General features: G+C 72.6%; 15 protein-coding genes. 9 read left to right on the top strand and 6 right to left on the bottom strand.

The genetic code is table 11. The features are described 5' to 3' along the window. Positions 1 to 10: 10 nt before the first annotated feature. Entirely contained in the window at positions 11 to 1837 is a 1827-nt protein-coding gene (lepA, locus tag ABZT47_RS01940) for a translation elongation factor 4 (RefSeq protein ID WP_354835447.1), read from the top strand. 174 nt (positions 1838 to 2011) lie between these two features. Further along, complete coding sequence (hemW, locus tag ABZT47_RS01935) at positions 2012 to 3229, top strand: radical SAM family heme chaperone HemW (RefSeq protein WP_354835057.1); 1218 nt, start codon at positions 2012 to 2014, stop codon at positions 3227 to 3229. Positions 3230 to 3300: 71 nt separating this feature from the next. Here hemW and ABZT47_RS01930 read toward each other — a convergent pair whose 3' ends face one another. Genes ABZT47_RS01930 through ABZT47_RS01920 form a run of 3 tightly spaced genes read right to left on the bottom strand, consistent with a single transcriptional unit; the run spans position 3301 to position 6161 of the window. Then, complete coding sequence (locus ABZT47_RS01930) at positions 3301 to 4362, bottom strand: DUF4870 domain-containing protein (protein ID WP_354835055.1); 1062 nt, start codon at positions 4360 to 4362, stop codon at positions 3301 to 3303. Next, positions 4359 to 5183, bottom strand: coding sequence for a DUF3097 domain-containing protein (locus tag ABZT47_RS01925; RefSeq protein WP_354835053.1), 825 nt, complete (start codon positions 5181 to 5183; stop codon positions 4359 to 4361). The genes ABZT47_RS01930 and ABZT47_RS01925 overlap by 4 nt, the downstream gene beginning before the upstream one ends. 21 nt (positions 5184 to 5204) lie before the next feature. Then, positions 5205 to 6161 (bottom strand): hypothetical protein, encoded by a 957-nt coding sequence (locus tag ABZT47_RS01920; RefSeq protein WP_354835051.1) that lies wholly within the window; start codon positions 6159 to 6161, stop codon positions 5205 to 5207. A 274-nt stretch (positions 6162 to 6435) separates the two neighbouring features. Here ABZT47_RS01920 and hrcA point away from each other — a divergent pair, with 274 nt between their 5' ends. The 3 genes from hrcA to ABZT47_RS01905 are packed head-to-tail and all read left to right on the top strand — an operon-like array spanning position 6436 to position 9308. After that, positions 6436 to 7446, top strand: a complete 1011-nt coding sequence (hrcA, locus tag ABZT47_RS01915; protein WP_354835049.1) for a heat-inducible transcriptional repressor HrcA — start codon at positions 6436 to 6438, stop codon at positions 7444 to 7446. After that, a complete protein-coding gene (gene dnaJ, locus ABZT47_RS01910) occupies positions 7447 to 8586 on the top strand; it encodes a molecular chaperone DnaJ (RefSeq protein ID WP_354835047.1) in 1140 nt (379 codons plus the stop codon). Then, complete coding sequence (locus tag ABZT47_RS01905; protein WP_354835045.1) at positions 8583 to 9308, top strand: 16S rRNA (uracil(1498)-N(3))-methyltransferase; 726 nt, start codon at positions 8583 to 8585, stop codon at positions 9306 to 9308. Before dnaJ ends, ABZT47_RS01905 begins: the two co-directional genes overlap by 4 nt. Positions 9309 to 9498: 190 nt before the next feature. Here ABZT47_RS01905 and ABZT47_RS01900 read toward each other — a convergent pair whose 3' ends face one another. Together ABZT47_RS01900 and ABZT47_RS01895 are read right to left on the bottom strand one after the other, a co-directional pair. Next, a complete protein-coding gene (locus ABZT47_RS01900; protein ID WP_354835043.1) occupies positions 9499 to 10224 on the bottom strand; it encodes a hypothetical protein in 726 nt (241 codons plus the stop codon). Beyond that, entirely contained in the window at positions 10221 to 10700 is a 480-nt protein-coding gene (locus ABZT47_RS01895; protein WP_354835444.1) for a SigE family RNA polymerase sigma factor, read from the bottom strand. Before ABZT47_RS01895 ends, ABZT47_RS01900 begins: the two co-directional genes overlap by 4 nt. Positions 10701 to 10973: 273 nt before the next feature. Here ABZT47_RS01895 and ABZT47_RS01890 point away from each other — a divergent pair, with 273 nt between their 5' ends. The 4 genes from ABZT47_RS01890 (at position 10974) to ABZT47_RS01875 (ending at position 14319) form a co-directional block, all read left to right on the top strand. Continuing rightward, positions 10974 to 11318 carry a histidine triad nucleotide-binding protein gene (locus tag ABZT47_RS01890; protein ID WP_354835041.1) on the top strand — a complete coding sequence of 115 codons (345 nt, stop codon included), beginning with the start codon at positions 10974 to 10976 and terminating at the stop codon, positions 11316 to 11318. Positions 11319 to 11561: 243 nt separating this feature from the next. Continuing rightward, positions 11562 to 12518, top strand: coding sequence for a PhoH family protein (locus ABZT47_RS01885; RefSeq protein ID WP_354835442.1), 957 nt, complete (start codon positions 11562 to 11564; stop codon positions 12516 to 12518). A gap of 8 nt (positions 12519 to 12526) precedes the next feature. Continuing rightward, positions 12527 to 13006: an rRNA maturation RNase YbeY gene (gene ybeY, locus ABZT47_RS01880; protein ID WP_354835039.1), complete on the top strand. Its 480-nt coding sequence runs from the start codon at positions 12527 to 12529 to the stop codon at positions 13004 to 13006. After that, positions 13003 to 14319 (top strand): hemolysin family protein, encoded by a 1317-nt coding sequence (locus ABZT47_RS01875; protein ID WP_354835037.1) that lies wholly within the window; start codon positions 13003 to 13005, stop codon positions 14317 to 14319. The genes ybeY and ABZT47_RS01875 overlap by 4 nt, the downstream gene beginning before the upstream one ends. A gap of 211 nt (positions 14320 to 14530) precedes the next feature. On the opposite strand, the gene ABZT47_RS01870 is transcribed toward ABZT47_RS01875, so the two are convergent. Next, positions 14531 to 18040: a BTAD domain-containing putative transcriptional regulator gene (locus ABZT47_RS01870; protein WP_354835035.1), complete on the bottom strand. Its 3510-nt coding sequence runs from the start codon at positions 18038 to 18040 to the stop codon at positions 14531 to 14533. Positions 18041 to 18088 lie beyond the last annotated feature (48 nt).

The following is an 18088-nucleotide window of genomic DNA, read 5'->3' as shown; positions in this document are numbered from 1 at the left end:
CCCGGTGCGCATCCACCCTGGCCAGACCGACCCCGCGTTGATCCGCAACTTCTGCATCATCGCGCACATCGACCATGGCAAGTCGACGCTTGCCGACCGGATGCTGCAGCTGACCGGTGTGGTCGACGCCCGGCAGATGCGCGCGCAGTACCTCGACCGCATGGACATCGAGCGCGAGCGCGGCATCACCATCAAGTCGCAGGCCGTCCGGCTGCCCTGGGACGGGCACGTGCTCAACATGATCGACACGCCCGGCCACGTCGACTTCACCTACGAGGTGTCGCGGTCGCTGGAGGCGTGCGAGGGGGCGGTGCTGCTGGTCGACGCCGCGCAGGGCATCGAGGCCCAGACGCTGGCCAACCTCTACCTGGCGATGAACGCCGACCTGCACATCATCCCGGTGCTCAACAAGATCGACCTGCCGGCCGCCCAGCCGGACAAGTACGCCGAGGAGCTGGCGGGCCTCATCGGCTGCGACCCCTCGGACGTGCTGCGGGTGTCGGGCAAGACCGGCGAGGGCGTCCGCGAGCTGCTCGACCACGTCGTCGCGCACGTGCCGGCCCCCGTCGGCGACGCCGCCGCCCCGGCCCGGGCGCTGATCTTCGACTCGGTGTACGACACCTACCGCGGCGTGGTCACCTACGTCCGGGTCATCGACGGGCAGCTCTCCAAGCGCGAGCGCACGATCATGATGTCCACCGGGGCGGCCCACGAGACGCTGGAGATCGGCGTCATCTCGCCCGAGCCGGTGCCCTCCACGTCGCTCGGCGTCGGCGAGGTCGGCTACCTGATCACCGGCGTGAAGGACGTCCGGCAGGCCCGCGTCGGCGACACCGTCACCACCACCGCGCGCCCGGCGCAGGAGGCCCTCGGCGGGTACGAGCACCCGAGGCCCATGGTGTACTCCGGTCTTTACCCCATCGACGGCGACGACTACCCCGAGCTGCGCGAGGCCCTGGACAAGCTGCGGCTGAACGACGCGGCGCTGGTGTACGAGCCCGAGACCTCCGCGGCCCTGGGCTTCGGGTTCCGCTGCGGCTTCCTCGGCCTGCTCCACATGGAGATCGTCCGCGAGCGGCTCGAGCGCGAGTTCAACCTCTCGCTGATCTCCACCGCCCCCAACGTCATCTACCGAGTGATCATGGAGGACGGCAAGGAGAACGTCGTCACCAACCCCTCCGAGTTCCCGCCCGGCAAGATCGCCGAGATCTACGAGCCGGTGGTGAAGGCCACGCTGCTCTCGCCCGCCGACCACATCGGCGCGATCATGGAGCTCTGCCAGAGCCGCCGCGGATCCCTGCTCGGCATGGACTACCTCTCGGAGGACCGCGTCGAGATCCGCTACACCCTGCCGCTCGGCGAGATCATCTTCGACTTCTTCGACCAGCTCAAGTCGCGCACCCGCGGATACGCCTCGCTCGACTACGAGCCCTCCGGCGAGCAGGAGGCCGACCTGGTCAAGGTCGACATCCTGCTCCAGGGCGAGGCGGTCGACGCCTTCAGCGCCATCGTCCACCGCGAGAAGGCCTACGCCTACGGCGTCGAGATGGCCAAGAAGCTCAAGGACCTCATCCCGCGCCAGCAGTTCGAGGTGCCCATCCAGGCCGCGATCGGCGCCCGCGTGATCGCCCGTGAGAACATCCGCGCCATCCGCAAGGACGTTCTCGCCAAGTGCTACGGCGGTGACATCAGCCGTAAGCGCAAGCTGCTGGAGAAGCAGAAGGAAGGCAAGAAGCGCATGAAGATGGTGGGCCGCGTCGAGGTCCCCCAGGAAGCGTTCGTCGCCGCCCTTTCCACCGAGAGCGGCGGCGCCGCCGACAAGGCCGCCAAGAAGTGACCTCCGCCCCGCCGCCCACCGCGAGGGGCGACGGGGCGGTCTTCTCCCAGAGCCCCGCGGTTGTCCACAGGCGGCGGCCGGCAGGCCGGACATCGGGGACATCTCTCCTGCGTCGTCCGTGACCTGTCCACAGGCGGTGCGGGGGCACGCCTCCGCGGGCGGCAGACTGGGGGCGTGCCTTCCGTACTTCTCGACGGCGACGCCGTTCCCACCTCGGGCGAGCTGCCCGCCGAAGCCCTGAAGGGTCTCGGCTCGCGGCCCTTCGGGTTCTACGTCCACGTGCCGTTCTGCGCCACCCGCTGCGGCTACTGCGACTTCAACACCTACACCGCGGCCGAGCTCGGCCCGGGGGCCTCGCGCGCCGACTATGCCGCCACCGCGATCGAGGAGATCCGGCTGGCCCGCAGGGTCCTGGGTGAGGCCGAGCTCGCGGTGGAGACCGTCTTCTTCGGCGGCGGCACGCCGACGTTGCTGCCCGCCCGCGATCTCACCGAGATCCTCCGGGTGATCGACGGCGAGTTCGGGCTGGCGCCGGGCGCCGAGGTCACCACCGAGGCCAACCCCGAGTCGGTCGATCCCGCCTCCCTCGAGCGGCTGCGCGCCGGCGGGTTCACCCGCGTCAGCTTCGGCATGCAGAGCGCGGCCGAGCACGTGCTCACCGTCCTGGACCGGAGGCACACCCCCGGCCGCCCGGCCCAGGCCGTGCGCGAGGCCCGCGACGCCGGGTTCGCGCACGTCAACCTCGACCTCATCTACAGCACGCCGGGCGAGACCGACGACGACTGGCGCGCGTCCCTGGCCGCGGCCATCGAGGCGCGGCCCGACCACGTCTCGGCGTACTCGCTGATCGTCGAGGACGGCACCCGCCTGGCCGCGCGCATCCGCAGGGGCGAGCTGCCCATGCCCGATGACGACGTGGCCGCCGACCGTTACGTCATCGCCGACGAGATGCTGTCGCAGGCCGGCTTCTCGTGGTACGAGGTGTCCAACTGGGCCGCTTCCGAGCAGGCGCGCTGCCGCCACAACCTCCTCTACTGGACCGGCGGCGACTGGTGGGGCGTGGGTCCTGGCGCGCATGGTCACGTCGGCGGCACGCGCTGGTGGAACGTCAAGCACCCGGCGGCCTACGCCTCCCGGCTGGCGGCGGGCGCATCGCCGGGTCACGCGCGCGAGGTGCTGTCACAGGACGACCAGAAGGTCGAGCGGCTGATGCTCGAACTGCGCCTCGACTCCGGCTTCCCCCTCGCCGAGATCGCGCCGCCCGCCCGCCCGGCCGTCGCCCGCGCCCTGGCGGACGGCCTGCTGCAACCCGAGCCCTTCACCCGCGGCCGAGCCGTGCTCACCCTCAAGGGTCGCCTGCTGGCCGACGCCCTCATCCGAGACCTCACCTGACCGGCGAGGGGCAGGCATGTGCACTGAAGGGCGACTCGGGGCACAGCGGGCGATCAGCCATTCGGCAGGAGTCAGCTGATGAAGCGGATGTTGAAGGGGTAGCGGTAGTTCTCGCCGCGGTTGGCCGCCACCGCCGCCATGATCATCAAGATCAGCGAGCCGATGCCGACGACGATCATCAGCAGTATTCCGATGATCACCAGAACCAGGACGGCGGAGACCGCGTAGGCGATGAAGAGCGTGATCTGGAAGTTCAGCGCCTCGGCCGCCTGGTCGCGGACGTAGGGCGACTCATCCTTCTTGACCAGGTACAGAATGAGCGGGCCGAGGAAGGAGGTCAGCAGGCCGAGCAGGTGGGCGAGCATCGCCAGGGTCGTGTCGTCCGACCCCGGGCGCGGCCCGAACCTGCCAGGGACGTGCGGCCCGCCCGGGTACCCCGCCGGCCCATACCCCGGCTGTCCGTAGCCGGGCTGCCCATAACCGGGCTGTCCGTAACCAGGCTGTCCGTAACCGGGCTGTCCGTAGCCGTGTTGCTCGTAACCGGGCTGCTCGTATGCCGCCGCCTGGTAGGGCGCGGGTGGCGCGTACCCGTGCTCGGCGGCGCCGGTGTCCCGGTGCTCCGCGCCGTACCCGGCGGGCTCGTCGCGAGGGCGGTCGGCCGGCGTGGCGGAGGACACGATCCCAGACTCCTGGACGGGCGTGGCGGGCGGTTCGAAGGCGGGGGCCCCGGGAGGTTCGGACACGCGGTCCTTGGCCGACGTGGCGTCGGAGGACACGTCGCCGGCCTGGTCGGCGGGGGGCTCGAAGCCGGGTTGCTGGAGCGGGGCATCGGCGGCCGACTCGGCATCGGTGTGCCGGACCGAGGGCGGTTCGGAGCCGGACTGCTGGACGGGCGTGGCGGGTGGTTCGAAGGTGGGGGGTTCGGCGGAGGCGCCGGGAGGTTCGGACTCGCGGTCCTTGGCCGGTGGGGCGGCGGAGGGCACCTCGCCAGGCCGGTCGGCGGGGGGCTCGAAGTCCGGGTGGGGGGCCGGGGTGGTGGGGAGTTCGGAGTCGAGGGGGTCGGCCGGTGTGGTGGGGGGATCGGAGCGGGGGTGAGGGGCGTTGGTCTCGGGGTCGTTCGGAGGGTGGCTCATGGCGTCTCCTCGGTCGACACGAAGTCGATCAGCTCCTCTACCCGGCCCAGAAGCTCCGGCTCGAGGTCAGTGTAAGTCCGGACAGCGCCGAGAATGCGGCGCCAGGCATCCGCCGGTTCCAGCCGCCAGCCCAGGGCCTCGATCACGCCTTCCTTCCACGGGATCCCGCGCGGGACCTCCGGCCAGGCGCGGATGCCGGCGGCGGACGGCTTGACGGCGGCCCAGATGTCCACGAAGGGGTGCCCGACGACGAGCACGTGCGGAGAGGAGACCTGGGCGGCGATGCGGCTCTCCTTGGACCCGGGGACCAGATGGTCGACCAGCACGCCGAGGCGCCGTCCCGGGCCGGGCTCGAACTCGGCCACGATGGCGGGCAGGTCGTCCACGCCCTCGAGGTACTCGACGACGACGCCCTCCACCCGCAGGTCGTGGCCCCAGATCTTCTCCACGAGGGACGCGTCGTGCACCCCTTCGACGTAGATGCGGCTCTCGCGGGCGACACGCGCCCGCAGCCCCTCGACGGCGATCGACCCGGACGCGCTGCGGCCGGGCCCCGTGGACGCGGCCTCCGGCGCCGGTCGCACCAGCGTCACCGGCCTGCCCTCCAGCAGGAACGCGGCGGGCGCCAACGGGAACACCCGCCGCCGCCCGAAGCGGTCCTCCAGGGTGACGGCCTCCTTGTCACAGGCCACCACGGCGCCGCAGAAGCCCCCCTCGGCGTCCTCCACCACGAGGTCGAGCTCGGCCGGGACCTTGGGGATCTTGCCGCGCAGCGGCCTCCGCCAGTCTCCGGCCAGCACGTCCCGTCCGTAGTCCCGCATACCTGGGCACGCTAGCAAAGATCATGCCTGTGGCGGTGCGCCCTGCGGCCACGCGCCGCCGTAGGGGGCGGCGGCCGCCGCCTGCCGCTTGCGGTTCCGGCCGCGCCGCACCAGGACGACGATCGTGGTGACGACCGCGAGCAGGAACCCGGCCAGCGGGATCAGGAACAGCGAGGCCACGCCTCCGGCGAGGGCGCCGGTGTCGGCGGTCAGCGACTTGCCGACCCCGAACAGCACCTGCTTGCCGGCCTCGGCCTGGCAGCTCACCTTGTAGGTGCCCGCGGCGGGCACGCCGATGTCGAACACGGCCTCCCACACCCGGCCGTCGGCGGACACCGTCTGGGACGCCTTGGGCGAGGTGAGATCGACCTTCTTGCCGGCGCCGTCCACGGCGAGGCAGTTGATGTCGGTGGGCCCGGACGCGGAGGCGTACAGGATGGGCTTGTCCTTCGGGTCCATGGGGACCGACACGCTGCCGCCGCTCTGGAAGGTCTGTGTGGGCGCCGCGTCGGTGATGGTCTTGAACAGGCCGCCGGCGAAACCCACGATGCCCACGACGCCGCAGATCACCGCGACGAGCCAGGCGAGCACGATCCACAGCACCCGCGGCCGCACCGGTCCGGGCGCGGCGGGCGCGGGGGAGGCGTAGAGCGGGTGCGCCGCCTCGGACGCGGGCCCGCCATAGGAGGGGCCCCCGTACGAAGGCCCGCCATAGGAGGGCCCGCCGTGCGAGGGGCCGCCTGGGACGCCGTACGGCCCGCCGGCGGGCGGGCCGTAGGGGGAGGACCCGGCGGGCGGGCCGTAGGGTGAGGGCCCGGCGGGAGCGCCGTACGGCGGGCCGCCGGAGGCGGGGCCGTGCGGGCCGGGGCCCGAGCCGGGCGGAGCGCTCTGCGGCGGAGGCGTGACCTGCGGACCCGGGGAGCCCGGACGCGGCGGTCGCCTCGTCGCGTCGGTCAGGCGGGGATCGTTCTCGCTCATGAACCGAGTCTGGATCAGATGACTTGCCGGCGAATAGCAACCCACTTGTCACCGCCCGGGCATCCGGCCGCCCGGCACGTGCTCCATTCGTCCGGCGGTGGAGGGAAGTCGGCGGATGGGCGGAGTGGGGCCGATTCGCGGGAGAGTGGGGAGGGTGGTGCGGTCTGAGTTATCGCACCCTGAGGCCCATGGCCGTACACTTGGCACTCGGGAACACTGAGTGCCAGACGAGGCGTTTACGCAGGCACGAACGCGAGGCAGGGAGGTGAGCACGTTGCTCGATGAACGCAAGCTGGCCGTTCTGCGCGCCGTTGTCGAGGATTTCGTGTCCACCAACGAGCCGGTCGGGTCGAAGGCATTGGCGGAGCGTCACAATCTGGGGGTCTCGCCCGCCACCGTGCGCAACGACATGGCCGTGCTCGAGGAGCAGGGCTACATCACACAACCCCACACCAGCGCGGGGCGGGTCCCCACCGACAAGGGCTACCGGTTGTTCGTCGACCGGCTGTCCCAGATCAAGCCGCTGTCGGCCGCCGAGCGCCGTGCGATCGAGACGTTCCTGGCGGGCGCCGTCGATCTCGACGACGTCGTGACCCGCACCGTGCGGCTGTTGGCGCAGCTGACCCGCCAGGTGGCCGTGGTGCAGTACCCGTCGCTCATCCGCTCGACGGTCCGGCACGTCGAGCTGGTGCCGCTGGCCGAGCGGCGCATCATGCTCGTGGTGATCACCAACACCGGCCGCGTCGAGCAGCGGGTCGTCGACCTGCCGGACGTGGTGGCCGACGACCAGGTCGCCCACCTGCGGGCGTTGCTGAACGCCTGCCTCGACGGGTGCAGGCTCGGCCGGGTGGCCGAGACGGTCGCCGACCTTCCCGAACGGCTGCCCGAGGGCGACCGGCCGATGGCGACGACGATCCTGTCGGTCCTGCTGGAGACCCTGGTCGAGCGGCACGACGAGAAGATCGTCTTCGCCGGCGCGGCGAATCTCGCGGGCGACTTCAGCGTCGGCCTGCGTGAGGTGCTCGAGGCGCTGGAGGAGCAGGTCGTGCTCATGCGCCTGCTCGGCGAGGCGAACGACCACTCCGCCCTGACCGTGCGCATCGGCTCGGAGAACCCCTACTCCGGGCTTCACGGCACCTCGATCGTCGCCGCCGGGTACGGTTCGGGCGACAATGAACTGGCCCGGCTCGGAGTGCTGGGCCCGACGCGAATGGACTACCCGGTGACGATGGGAGCGGTGCGCGCAGTGGCACGCTATGTCGGCCAGATCCTGGCGGGATCCTAAGTGGCCCGCGACTATTACGGCATCCTCGGGGTGCGCCGTGACGCCACTCAGGACGAGATCAAGAAGGCGTATCGCCGCCTCGCACGTGAGCTCCACCCTGACATCAACCCCGATCCCGAGACGCAGGAGCGCTTCAAGGAGATCAATCAGGCGTACGAGGTCCTGTCGGACCCGAGCAAGCGCCAGATGTTCGATCTCGGCGCCGATCCCTTCGGCGGCGCCGGAGCGGCCGGCCCCGGCGCGGCGGGCTTCGGCGCGGGGTTCCCGTTCAGCGACATCATGGACGCCTTCTTCGGCGGCGGAGGCGGCGCGCGCGGCCCCCGTTCGCGGGCCAGGCGCGGGCGCAACGCCACCATCCGGGTCGAGCTCGACCTGGCCGAGTCGGCGTTCGGCACCACGCGCGAGCTGGTCGTGGACACCGCCGTGCTGTGCGAGGTGTGCCAGGGGTCGGGCGCGGCGGCCGGCACCCATCCCGACACCTGCGACATGTGCCACGGCCGCGGCGAGATCTCCCAGGTCACCCGGTCGTTCCTCGGCCAGGTGATGACCGCCAGGCCCTGCCCCCAGTGCGGCGGGTTCGGCTCGGTCATCCACCACCCGTGCCAGGAGTGCTCCGGCGACGGGCGGGTGCGCACCCGGCGCACGATCAAGGTCCGCATCCCGGCCGGCGTCGAGGACGGCACCCACATCCAGCTCGCCGGCGAGGGCGAGGTCGGCCCCGGCGGCGGCCCGCCCGGCGACCTGTTCCTCGAGATCGTCGAGCGCCCGCACGACACGTTCGAGCGGCGCGGCGACGACCTGCACTGCACGGTGCAGATCCCGATGACCGCGGCGGCGCTCGGCACTATCCTCACCGTGCAGACGCTCGATGGGGCCGAAGAGCTGGACGTGCGCCCCGGCACCCAGTCGGGTCAGGTCATCCCGCTGTACGGGCGGGGCATCCAGCGGCTCAACGAGACCGGCAGGGGCGACCTGCTGATCCACGTGAACGTCGAGACCCCCACCAAGCTGGACGCCGCCCAGGAGGAGCTGCTCAAGGAGCTGTCCAAGCTGCGTGGCGAAGAGCGCCCGCCGGGCAAGTTCGCGCCCGGCCAGCAGGGCTTCTTCTCACGCCTCCGGGACGCTTTTAACGGCCGATGAGCGTCCCGGTTTTCCTGGCCGATGACCTGTCCGGTGACGAGATCGTCCTCGGCGGCCCCGAGGGGCGGCACGCCGCCACCGTGCGGCGGCTGAGGGCGGGCGAACGGGTCGACCTGACCGACGGCGCGGGCGCGGTGGCCGAGTGCGCCGTGCGCGACGCCGGGAAGGACTTTCTGCGGCTGGAGGTCGTCGGCCGCCGCGTGGTGCCCGCGCCCGACCCGCGCCTGGTCGTCGTCCAGGGGCTGCCCAAGGGCGAGCGGGGCGAGCTGGCGGTCGAGATGATGACCGAGGCGGGCGTGGACGTCATCGTCCCGTGGGCCGCGGCCCGGTGCGTCACCCAGTGGAAGGGCGAGCGCGCCGCCAAGTCGCTGGCGCGCTGGCGCTCCACGGCCCGCGAGGCCGCCAAGCAGGCCCGGCGGTTCCACCTGCCCGAGGTCGCCGAGCAGGCGAGCACGGCCGAGGTGGCGGCACTGCTGCGCGGCGCCGCCGCGGCGGCCGTCCTGCACGAGGAGGCCGTCGTGCCGCTGTCGCGCCTGGAGCCGCCGGCGAGCGGCGACATGGTGGTGGTGGTCGGTCCCGAGGGCGGCATCACCGACGAGGAGATCAAGCGGTTCCAGGAGGCCGGCGCCGCTCCTGCCCTGCTCGGCCCGACCGTGCTGCGCACCTCGACCGCCGGCGTCGCCGCCGCGGCTGTCCTGCTCACCCGCTCAGGCCGCTGGTGAACTCTCCCGGACGCCGCCCCCGCTGACACCGCCGCCGCCGGCCGCGCCTAGGCCTGCGAGAAGCATCCGCCCACAGGGCGGCGCCGGCTCATCGAAAGCCCGGCTCACCAGCAGAGCCCTGCTCGCGAGGGCGTCGGCCTAAGACCGGCGCCGGGCCGCAGGAGCCGCCGTGCCCTGGTCGGGACGGCGGCTACTCCTGGGAGGAGTTCGTGCTGCTGTCGGCCTCGGTGGTCATCAAGGGGGTGGCCGTGGGCGCCGGGGGGTCGCTGGGGGCCTGGGAGGCGGTCGGGGTCGGCTGCTCCACCGTCGGCCTCGGAGACGGCTTGGGGGTGGCCGAGGCGGTCCGCGTGGGCGTCGGCGTCGTGCTCTGGTGGCTCGGCGTGGGCCGCGGCTCGGTCGTCCGGTCGGGCTGCGACTCGGTGGCCGTGGGCTCCGCGCAGGGCTGCGGCGAGTCCGACGCGTCCGGCTCCACGGCGGTGGGCGCGGCGGTGGCGCAGTCGTTGCCCGGCGACGCCGTCACCGAGGGCGAGGGGACCGCCGGCGCCGTCCCGCTGGGCGAGGCGGCCGGCCGCGACGTCGGCGAGCCGACGACCGCCGACGACGCGTGGACGCCGTTCGGCGGGCGTTGCGTGCTCGACTCGTCGGGAGGTGAGGTGTCGTACTGCACCTGGATGATGTGCTGGCCGGTGCCGATCTGGACCTTCAGGCCCGGCACGAACATCACCACGGCGGCGGCCACCAGGACGGCGCCGAACGCCGAGGCGGCGGCTCGCCACCAAAAGATGCCCCGCACGCCGCGCTGCTCGATGCGGGTGCGGATGATCTGCAATCCTTCCGCGGAGGGCACGACGGAATCCGCCTCCGCGCGCAAGACACGGCGCAGGACCTCGCCGTACTCGTCGGGGGACTCGGTCATGACAATTGCTCCAGTGTCGTGCGTAGTGCGGCCATGCCGCGGGCGGTGTGGCTCTTCACCGCGCCCTTGCTGATGCCCATGGCGTGCGCGATCTCGGCCTCGGAGAGGTCGCCGTAGTAACGCAGCACCAAGGCCTCGCGCTGCCTGGTCGGAAGACCGCGCAGTGCCTCGATCACGGCGGACCGCTCGAGCTCTCCTATGGCTCCGTTCTCCGCGCTCGGCGCGTCGGGCAGCCCCTTGGGGGCGTACTTCTCCACGACGGCGCGGTGGCGGAGCACTGAGCGCGATCGGTTGACGACCGACTGGCGCAGGTAGGCGAGTGCCTTGTCGGTGTCGCGCAGGCGGCGCCACGCCCCATGGAGGGCGACGAACGCGTCCTGCACGACTTCCTCCGCGGTCGCGGTATCGCGCACCAACAGCATGGCGAGACGCACAAGAGACCGATAGTGGGCGCTGTAAAGCGCCGTCACGGCCATGTCGGCGTCCCATCCGACGGGCACCGCCCCCAGCGACCTTTCGGCCACGAGGGTCTCGGTGGTCACATCTGTTGGACGCACGGCCTTTCCAGAGGGTTTACGCTCTGGCGATTCTTTAGGGGGCATGACCCAGTTGTGTCCTCGCCGATGGCCTGGCCGACACTGACCGCTGTCTGACGCTGAAGTGTCGCACACCAACCCTAGCCGCGCGGATCTTTCCGCGGGACCTCCTCGGTATTACCGATTGGCAACAGAGGTGACTACCATGCGGGCGTGACAGACTGCCTGTTCTGCAAGATCGTGGCCAAGGAGATCCCCGCCGCGGTCATCCACGAGACCGAGCGCACGCTGGCCTTCAGGGACGTCAATCCCCAGGCGCCGACGCACGTCCTGGTGATCCCCAAGGGGCATTACGAGAACGCCGCGGCGCTGGCCGCCGCCGACGACGGCCTGGCCGACGCGGTGCTGAAGGCCGCGCACGACGTCGCCGTGCAGGAGGGCGTGGCCGACACCGGGTACCGCCTGGTGTTCAACACCGGGCCGCAGGCCGGTCAGACGGTGTTCCACGTGCACGGACACGTGCTGGGCGGCCGCGGCCTCCAGTGGCCACCGGGCTGAGCCCGGCCCGGATACCATGGGGTAATCAACCGCGCGGTCGGGACGCAGCACCGGGCCGAAAGCCGCACGAGCGCGACCGACGACGCACAAGACCGGGAGGCGAGCAGGCCGCAAGGGCCGCCCATGTCCGAGTCATACGAACCCCGCAGCGCGCCCAACGGCGCGCGGACCACAAGCGAACCGCCTCGAACCAAGGGCCCGTCGCGCACGCAGGCCAAGGTGGTGATCCCCGACGAGCACCCGATGGTGACCATCCTCGGTTCCCGCGACGAGCTGCTGCGGGTCATCGAGGCCGCGTTCCGCGCGGACGTCCACGTCCGCGGCAACGAGATCACGATCAGCGGAAGCCCTGAGGAGAGCGGCCTGGTCGTCCGCCTCTTCGAGGAGATGGTCGAGCTGGCGCGATCGGGAGCGCAGCTCACCACCGACGCCGTCGAGCGCAGCATCGCCATGCTGCGCATGAGCTCCGGCCGCCCCGCCGACGTCCTGTCCCTGGACATCCTGTCCTCGCGCGGGCGCACGATCCGGCCGAAGACCGTGAACCAGAAGCGGTACGTCGACGCGATCGACAAGCACACCGTCGTGTTCGGCATCGGGCCCGCGGGCACCGGCAAGACCTATCTGGCCATGGCCAAAGCGGTGAAGGCGCTGCAGAACAAGGACGTCAACCGCATCATCCTCACCCGGCCGGCGGTCGAGGCGGGCGAGCGGCTGGGCTTCCTGCCGGGCACGCTCTACGAGAAGATCGACCCCTACCTGCGCCCGCTCTACGACGCGCTGCACGACATGCTCGACCCCGACTCCATCCCGCGCCTGATGGCCGCGGGCACGATCGAGGTCGCCCCGCTCGCCTACATGCGCGGGCGCACGCTCAACGACGCGTTCATCATCCTGGACGAGGCGCAGAACACCTCGCCGGAGCAGATGAAGATGTTCCTCACCCGCCTGGGCTTCGGCGCCAAGATCGTCGTCACCGGCGACGTCACGCAGATCGACCTGCCCGGCGGGCAACAGAGCGGCCTGAAGGTCGTCCAGGATATCCTCGAAGGTATCCCGGACATCCATTTCTGCAGGCTGACGAGCGCGGACGTCGTGCGGCACAAGCTGGTGAGCGACATCATCGACGCCTACAGCCGCTACGACGAGGCCACCGCCGAGCCGGCCGACATCAAGGGCGCCAAGCGCCCGCGGGGGAGATAACGAACACCATGAGTATCGAGGTGGCCAACGAGTCGGGCGTCGAGGTCGACGAGTCCTCGCTCGTCGAGCTGGCCGGTCACGTGCTCGGCCGCATGGGCATCCATCCGCTGGCCGAGCTGTCCATCCTGGTCGTGGACGAGGCGGCGATGTCGCAGCTCCACGAGCAGTGGATGGGCGAGCCCGGGCCGACGGACGTCCTGGCGTTCCCGATGGACGAGCTTCGGCCGAACCCCGGCGGCTCGCGTCAGGACGTCGACGCCCCGCTCGACCCGGCGCTGCTGGGCGACGTGGTGCTGTGCCCGCAGGTCGCGGCCAAGCAGGCCGCGGACGCCGGTCACAGCACCCGTGAGGAGCTCGAGCTGCTCTGCACGCACGGCATCCTGCACCTTCTCGGGTACGACCACGCCGAACCCGAGGAGCACGCCGAGATGTTCGGGCTCCAGGGCGAGTTGCTCGACGCGTGGCGGGAGGTGCGGCGGGAGCCGTGAGTTCCCCCAGCGGATGGCTGTTGTCGGCCATCCTTCTGATCTTCCTCGGTGGCCTGCTGGCCAGCGCGGAGACCGCTCTGGCGCGCATCTCGCGGGTGCGCGCCGAAGAGTTCGCGCGCAAGGGCCGCCGGGGGGCGCAGCGCCTTCAGGCGATCGTCGCCGACCCGCCCCGCTACCTCAACCTGCTGCTGCTGCTCCGGCTGAGCTGCGAGCTGATCGCCACGGTGATCGTGACGTTGCTGTGCATCGACTGGCTCGGTGACAAGGGCCAGGCGTACGCCGTGGCGGCCGGGGTCATGATCCTGATCAGCTACGTCATCGTGGGCGTCTCGCCGCGCACCCTCGGCCGGCAGCACGCCGAGCCGGTGGCGCTGGCGAGCGCGCCGATCGTGTACGGGCTGACGCGCATCTTCGGGCCGCTGCCCAAACTGCTGATCATGCTGGGCAACGCCCTCACCCCCGGCAAGGGCTTCCGCGAGGGCCCGTTCACCTCCGAGGCCGAGCTGCGCGACCTGGTCGACCTGGCCGAGGAGCGCCGGGTGATCGAGCCGGACGAGCGCCAGATGATCCACTCGGTGTTCGAGCTGGGGGACACCCTGGTCCGCGAGGTGATGGTGCCGCGCACCGACATGGTGTTCATCGAGCGCGGCAAGACCCTCGGCCAGGCCCTGTCGCTGGCGCTGCGCAGCGGCTTCTCGCGCATCCCGGTGGTCGGCGAGAACGAGGACGACGTCGTCGGCATCGCCTACCTCAAGGACGTCGTCCGGCGGGTGCACGAGGCTTCGGCGGACGGCGACGCCGAGGGCGAGAAGATCGGCTCGCTGATGCGCCCGGCGACCTACGTGCCCGAGAGCAAGCCGATCGACGAGCTGATGCGCGAGATGCAGGCGCGCCAGATCCACCTGGCCATCGTGATCGACGAGTACGGCGGCACGGCGGGCCTGGTCACCATCGAGGACGTCCTGGAGGAGATCGTCGGTGAGATCGCCGACGAGTACGACCAGGAGGCGCCCCGGGTGGAGTGGCTGGAGGACGGCAGCGCCCGGGTGACGGCGCGGCTGCCGGTGGACGAGCTCGGCGAGCTGTTCGACATCGAGCTGGAGGCCGACGACGTCGACACGGTGGGCGGCCTGCTGGCCCACGCCCTGGGCCGGGTGCCCATCGCCGGTTCGCAGGCCACGGTGGACGGGCTGAGCCTGATCGCCGAGAGCACGGCCGGCCGCCGCAACCGCATCAGCACGGTGGTCGTGCGCCGCGTGGTCCCCGTCGAGGGCGACCAGCCCGTCCCGGCCTCCGCCGACCACGAGTCCTGACCCGCGCCCCGGTACGGCGCGGGCGCCGTACCGGGGCCGCGCGGCGGCTCACCGTGACACGTCCCCGGCCGGGCTGCCGTCCCACCTACCCGGCAGGGCACGCGGGGCATACCGCCCCCGGGACGCCGAGGACAAGCGCACGGCCCGGGTTCCAGCGGCGAGCCCTGGCACGCGTCCGGTGCGGCGCCTGCGCCGGCGTGGGCGGCGGGGGTCAGAGAGGGGCCTCGATGCTCTCCCAGAGCAGGGCGCTGAGGCGTGCGGCCTCCTTCTCGTCGCCGAGGTCGCGGTACTGCCGGCACGCGGCGATCAGGGTGCGGCGCGCGGCCGGCAGGTCGCCGTTCCTGGCGTAGGCCTCGCTGAGCGCCGCCGTCGTGCGCGCCTTGCCGTAGGCGTGCTGGAGGCGCTCCCAGAGCGCGGCGGCGGCGTGCAGCCGGTCGATGCCCTGCTCGGGACGCCCTTCGGCGGTCTCCAGACGGCCGAGCCCGTGCAGGGCGATCGCGCGGCCGAAGTCGTAGTGGCAGGCGGCGCTGCGGGCCAGGCCGCGTTCCAGCGTCGCGCGGGCGTCGGGATGGCCGTGGTCGGCGTACAGCTGTCCGAGATGGGCGAGCACCATGGCCTCCAGCAACGGGTCCGCGGAGGCCTGCGCCTTGGCGACGGCGACGCGCAACTGCTCGCCGCCCTCGGCGAACCGGCCGCACCGCTTGTGGATCACGCCGAGCAGCGCCCGGGCGACGGACTCGTCGCGGGGGCTGGCGAGCCGCCGCGCGATGTCCATGGCCTGTTCGGCATGGGCCCGCGCCTCCTCGAAGTGGCTGCGCTCGTTGTCGATGATGGCGAACTGCTGCAACACGTGCAGTTCGCCGAGGGGATAGCCGCAGGCCCGGGCGATGGCGAGGCTCTCGCGCAGCCGGGACAGGGCCAGGTCGTGGTCGCCGCGCATCCGGTGGGCGTCGCCGCAGAGGTACAGGGCGTCGGCCTCGCCGCGCCGCTCGCCGAGCTCCCGGAAGATCTCCGTGGCGGCGCCGGCCGATTCCAGCTTGTCGCCGGGGGCGGTTCCGGACTTGCCGGAGTGCAGGTCGGCGAGGTTGCGCAGCATGACGGCCTCGCCCAGGCGGTCCCCGGCCCGCCGGCAGGCGGCCAGCGCCAGCCGGTGCGTCCAGGTGCCCTCGGGGGTGTCGCGCAGCTCGTAGAACCCCTGGGCGGCCGCCGCCAGACCCCATGCGTACGGCGTCTCGCCGAGGGCGGCCGCCTGCCGCACCGCGGCGGCGATCGCCCGCCGCTCCGCCTCGAACCAGGTGAACGGATCGCCCACCATGGCCTCGACGCCGTCCGCGCCGTCCGCGCCGTCCGCGCCGTCCGCGCCGTCCGCGCCGTCCGCGCCGTCAGGGCGATGGGTGTGATCCGCGCCGTCGAGGCGATGGACCCCGTGCGCGTCATCCGCGCCGTCGAGGTGATGGGCGCGGTCCGTGCCGTCCGCGCCGTCAGGGTGATCGAGGCGACGCGCGCCGTCGGCGTCGTCGGGGTCGTCGGCCGTGTCCGGTCGCCAGCGGGACGCGGCCGGGCGTAACTCGGCCACCGTCCGCGCGGGAAGGCGCGCGTCGGCCTCCTCGGCGAGCAGCAGCCAGCCGCCCAGCGCGCGCGTCAGGGCCGCGCGCCGGGTGGCGGCGTCGTCCTCGGTCTCGGCCCGGTGGCGGGCGAAGATGCGGATCAGGTCGTGCAGGCGGAAACGCGCCCGCCCGGCCGCGTCGGGGCCGACCTCGTCCACCAGCCGGGCCTCGGCCAGGGCGTACAGCCGGTCCTGCGCGAGCCGCTGCGGGGCGCCGGTCAGCGCGGCGGCGGCCCACTGGGGGAAGTCGGGGGCGTCGAGCAGCCCGAGCAGCCGGAACAACCGGCGGTGCGGCTCGTCCAGGCCCGCGTAGGAGGCGCCGATGGCCGCCTTGACGTCCAGATCACCCGCCTTGAGCCGGTCGAGCCGTGAGGTCTCGTCGCGGAGTTCGGCCGCGAACGCCGAGAGCGGCCAGGACGGGCGGGCCGTCGCGCGGGCGCCCGCGATGCGCACGGCGAGCGGCAGCCGGCCGCACAGCTCGGCGATCTCCAGCGCGGCGGCGGGCTCCCGCTGGACCCGGCCGTCGGTCACGATCTTGGAGAGCAGGTCCATGACGGCGTCGGGGCCGAGGACGTCCAGGTCGACGAAGGACGCCGACGCGAGGCCCAGCAGCCGTCTGCGGCTGGTCGCCACGACCGCGCAGCCGGCCGACCCCGGCTGGAGCGCCCGGATCTGCGGCTCGGCGTCGGCGTTGTCCACCAGTACCAGGACCCGCCGGCCCGCGAGCAGGCTGCGGTAGAGCAGGACGCGCTCGTCGAGCGGCTCGGGGACCGAAGGGCCGGGCACGCCGAGCGAGCGCAGGATCTGGCCGAGGACGGTGACGGGCGTGACGTCGCCGGAGAAGTCCGCCCATAACTGGCCGTCGGGGTAGTCGTCCCTGAGCCGGTGCGCCAGGTGCACGGCCAGAGTCGTCTTCCCGACCCCCGCCCGGCCGGAGATCGCGAGGGTCCGCAGCGCCCGGGGGCCGTCCGCGGCCAGCGCCGCCGTCCAGCGTTCGACGAGCTCCTCGCGCCCGGTGAAGTCGGCAGGACAGGCCGGCGTCTGCATCGGAACCCCGGCCCCCTGCCGCCGCGGCCCCTCCCCGCCCGCCGCCCCCTCGCCCGGCGGCACGTCCGCCCCACGGCCCGCGCCGCTGTCCCAGCGTGCGTCCGCGTCCCGGCCCGCGCTGCTGTCTCCGCCCGCGCCGCTGTCCCGGTGCGCGTCCGCGCCTTGGCCCGCGCCGGCGTGTGCGCCGGTGTCGTGGGCCGTGCTGTCGTCCTGCGGTGCGGTCGGGGCCGCGCGGACGGAGGAGTCGGCGGGCGCGCCCGGGCGGGGCCGGCCGGTGCCGGGCACCGGCGGCCGTCCAGGAAGGCGGGGCCGTTCGTCGAGCAGGATCTCCTCGTGCGCCCGGCGCAGTTCGGGGCCGGGGCCGACGCCGAGATCCTCCCGCAGCCGCCGCTGGTGGCCGGCGAAGAAGCGCAGCGCCTCCGGACGCCGTCCCGACAGGTGCAGGGCGCGCATGAGCTGGACCGCGAGCCCTTCGCGGAACGGCTGCTCGGCCACCAGGCTCACCAGCTCCTCGACCAGGCCCTCGGCCCGGCCGCCGCGAAGATCGCCCTCGATGCGCCATTCGAGGGCCGTCAGCCGGCGTTCGCCCAGGATGTCGGCGTAGGTGGCCACCGACGAGGTGACCGGCACGTCCTCCATCACCGGGCCCCGCCACAGCGACAGAGCCTGCTCCACCACCTGGTGCGCCCGCCCGAGCTCGCCGCGGGCGCGCAGTCGCCCGGCCTCGTCGCACAGGTCCTCGAAGCAGGCCGCGTCGATGGCCTCGCGCCCGGCGTTGAGCCGGTAGCCGCCGTTGCGGTACTGGATGACCTCGGCGCCGCGGTCGCCGAGCAGCCGCCGGAGCGCGAGGACGTAGCCGCGCACCAGCGTGCGGCACGAGGCCGGGGGTGTGTCGCCCCACAGGTCCTGCACCAGGTGATCCGCCGGAGTATGCCGTCCCGCCCTGACGATCAGGGCGGCGAGCGCCGCCCGGGCCTTGCCACCGCTCGGGGACGCCCAGCGTTCGCCGTCCCACACCTCCAGCGGCCCAAGGCAGCGAAACCTCATCGGCGCCAAGCGGATCTCCATCCGGACGTGGTCCTTGAACAGAATGTCTACGCCTCTTCTACTCCACCC

Origin of the sequence: Sphaerisporangium sp. NPDC005289 (assembly GCF_040607455.1) — a bacterium.
GTDB classification, from domain to species: domain Bacteria; phylum Actinomycetota; class Actinomycetes; order Streptosporangiales; family Streptosporangiaceae; genus Sphaerisporangium; species Sphaerisporangium rhizosphaerae.
The sequence above is the reverse complement of the archived record's forward strand: the minus strand, read 5'-3'. Positions and strand labels throughout refer to the sequence as shown.